Consider the following 2,430-nt stretch of genomic DNA (forward strand, 5'->3'; position numbering starts at 1 on the left):
CTTACGCAAAACATGAAAATATACACCACCTGTAGGGGTTAACGGCCGTTAACCCCTACTAGATATAGTGGCTATGCGTAAGTCCTGATGATATTAAAGGTAGACTTCTGCTGTAAAGCAAGAAATAAATTCTTGGAGGATGAAAAAGAATTACCTATGGCACTTTTGAGGATAGTGAGGTACAGTTTAATACTAATCTCTATTCCCTACTCCCTACTCCCTACTCCCTATTCCCTACTCCCTATTCCCTATTCCCTATTCCCTATTCCCTTGTAAAGCAAGAAATAAATTCTTGGAGGATGAAAAAGAATTACCTACGAAACTTTTGAGGATAGTGATATTAAATCCGCTAGTATCGGTGTAAAAAAGTGTAGAAACCGGGTTTATATGAAATACCCTTGTAGGGACGTTGCATAAGGGCGTCCCTACCATCTATCTCCCATAAACCCAGTTTCTTATAATACTCCGAAGCCAACGGATTTGATATGAGGTACAGTTTAATACTAATCTCTATTCCCTATTCCCTAACCTATGATTGATTACATTCGCAATGGCGAAGAAATTTACCGCCAATCTTTTACTATGATTCGCTCTGAAGCAAACCTAGATAGTTTGCCTACCGACTTAGCTCATGTTGCAATAAGACTAATTCACGCCTGTGGAATGACAGATATTGTAGAAGACTTAGCAACTTCACTGGATGCAGTAAAAATAGGTCGCACTGCATTAATTAAGGGCGCACCTATTCTCTGTGATGTTCAAATGGTAGCCAATGGAATTATTCGCCATCGCTTACCTGCCAAGAATGAAGTTATTTGCACCCTCAATTATCCAGAAGTACCAGAAATGGCGCAACAAATTAATAATACTCGCTCGGCGACTGCTGTCGAGTTATGGAAACCTCTGATTCATGGTTCTGTTGTCGCTATTGGCAATGCTCCAACTGCACTGTTTCACTTACTAGAATTGTTAGATGAGGGGATGGCAAAACCTGCCCTGATTTTAGGTTTTCCTGTAGGGTTTGTCGGTGCAGCAGAGTCAAAAGCCGAACTGGCAAGCAATAGTCGAGGCGTTCCATTTATCACACTGCATGGACGACGCGGAGGAAGTGCTATAGCTGCTGCTGCGGTAAATGCTTTAGCAAAGGAAAGTGAGGTNCACTTACTAGAATTGTTAGATGAGGGGATGGCAAAACCTGCCCTGATTTTAGGTTTTCCTGTAGGGTTTGTCGGTGCAGCAGAGTCAAAAGCCGAACTGGCAAGCAATAGTCGAGGCGTTCCATTTATCACACTGCATGGACGACGCGGAGGAAGTGCTATAGCTGCTGCTGCGGTAAATGCTTTAGCAAAGGAAAGTGAGGTATAGCGCTACGCGCAAGTCAGAAGTCAGAAGTAATTCGTGACTAACTTTGAGAATTTATAAATGTCCTAACTAATTAACTTAGTCCTATATACCTTTAAGCATTTCCGTGCCGGAATGCTCCGCAAATACCATTCAGCTCAAGTCAAAACTATTGGTTTTAAAAGATTTCAATTTTATTAAAATCCTAACACTTTTTCGTAGTGCTATATAATATTATATTTTGGCAAAATCTCTAGAAAGTTTAGAAAATAAAACAGTTATAATTACGTTCATAGTTGGGCTTTATGTCAAATTCGGATGATTAGTTATTGTAAGTCATTGGGACTGGAACGGAGTGGAAGGTTTGCGGAGCATTCCGGAACGGATAGCAATCTCGTGAAACCCCTGAGATTGCTTCCTATGCTAGTAGTAACCATTTTTCAGCCGGATTATATATTACAAAAATATATTGGGGAGGGACTAAAACCTAACTACAAACACAAACAAACTTTTTTCAAACTGGTATAATTCAGGAATGACAAAATTAGGAAAACTATATGGATTAGGTATTGGACCGGGAGATCCAGAGTTACTGACTCTCAAAGCACACCGCATTTTAACTACTGTTCCAGTAATTGCTTACCCTATCTCAGAAAATGGCAAATCTTTGGCACGGGCGATCGCTGCTGAGTTTATTCGTTCTGACCAAATTGAAATTCCTATGTCTTTGCCTTTTAGTTTTAAAGAATCATCCCAACCCTATTATGATAAAGCTGCGGAACAGATTGGCGAATATCTAAAAGTTGGGCAAGATGTGGCGGTTTTATGTGAGGGGGAACCGATGTTATATGGGTCATTTATGTATGTTTTTCAGCGACTTTCGGGGCAGTTTCCCACGGAAGTTGTACCGGGAATTTCCTCAACAATGGCAAGTGCTGCCATGCTCGGTGTGCCAATTACTTACCGCAACGATGTCTTGAGTATTATCCCCGCTACTTTGGATGAGATTAAGTTACGCGATCGCCTTACTGTTGCTGATGCAATGGTAATTATCAAATTAGGCAGACATTTTACCAAAGTCTGCAAGAT

At 40.8% G+C, this 2,430-nt stretch carries 3 protein-coding genes; all 3 read left to right on the forward strand.

The window, feature by feature from the left end; genetic code table 11:
* Window positions 1-531: 531 nt before the first annotated feature.
* The coding region (locus tag AFK68_RS01670) for a precorrin-8X methylmutase (RefSeq protein WP_094671127.1) at window positions 532-1,157 on the forward strand (626 nt) is incomplete at its 3' end.
* A 13-nt stretch (window positions 1,158-1,170) separates the two neighbouring features.
* Window positions 1,171-1,365 carry a precorrin-8X methylmutase gene (locus AFK68_RS01675; protein ID WP_256386459.1) on the forward strand — a complete coding sequence of 65 codons (195 nt, stop codon included), beginning with the start codon at window positions 1,171-1,173 and terminating at the stop codon, window positions 1,363-1,365.
* Between the two features lie 511 nt (window positions 1,366-1,876).
* A partial coding sequence (gene cobI, locus AFK68_RS01685; RefSeq protein WP_094671125.1) for a precorrin-2 C(20)-methyltransferase occupies window positions 1,877-2,430 on the forward strand: 554 nt, incomplete at its 3' end.

The organism is Hydrocoleum sp. CS-953 (assembly GCF_002260545.1).
Classification (GTDB): Bacteria; Cyanobacteriota; Cyanobacteriia; order Cyanobacteriales; family Microcoleaceae; genus Trichodesmium.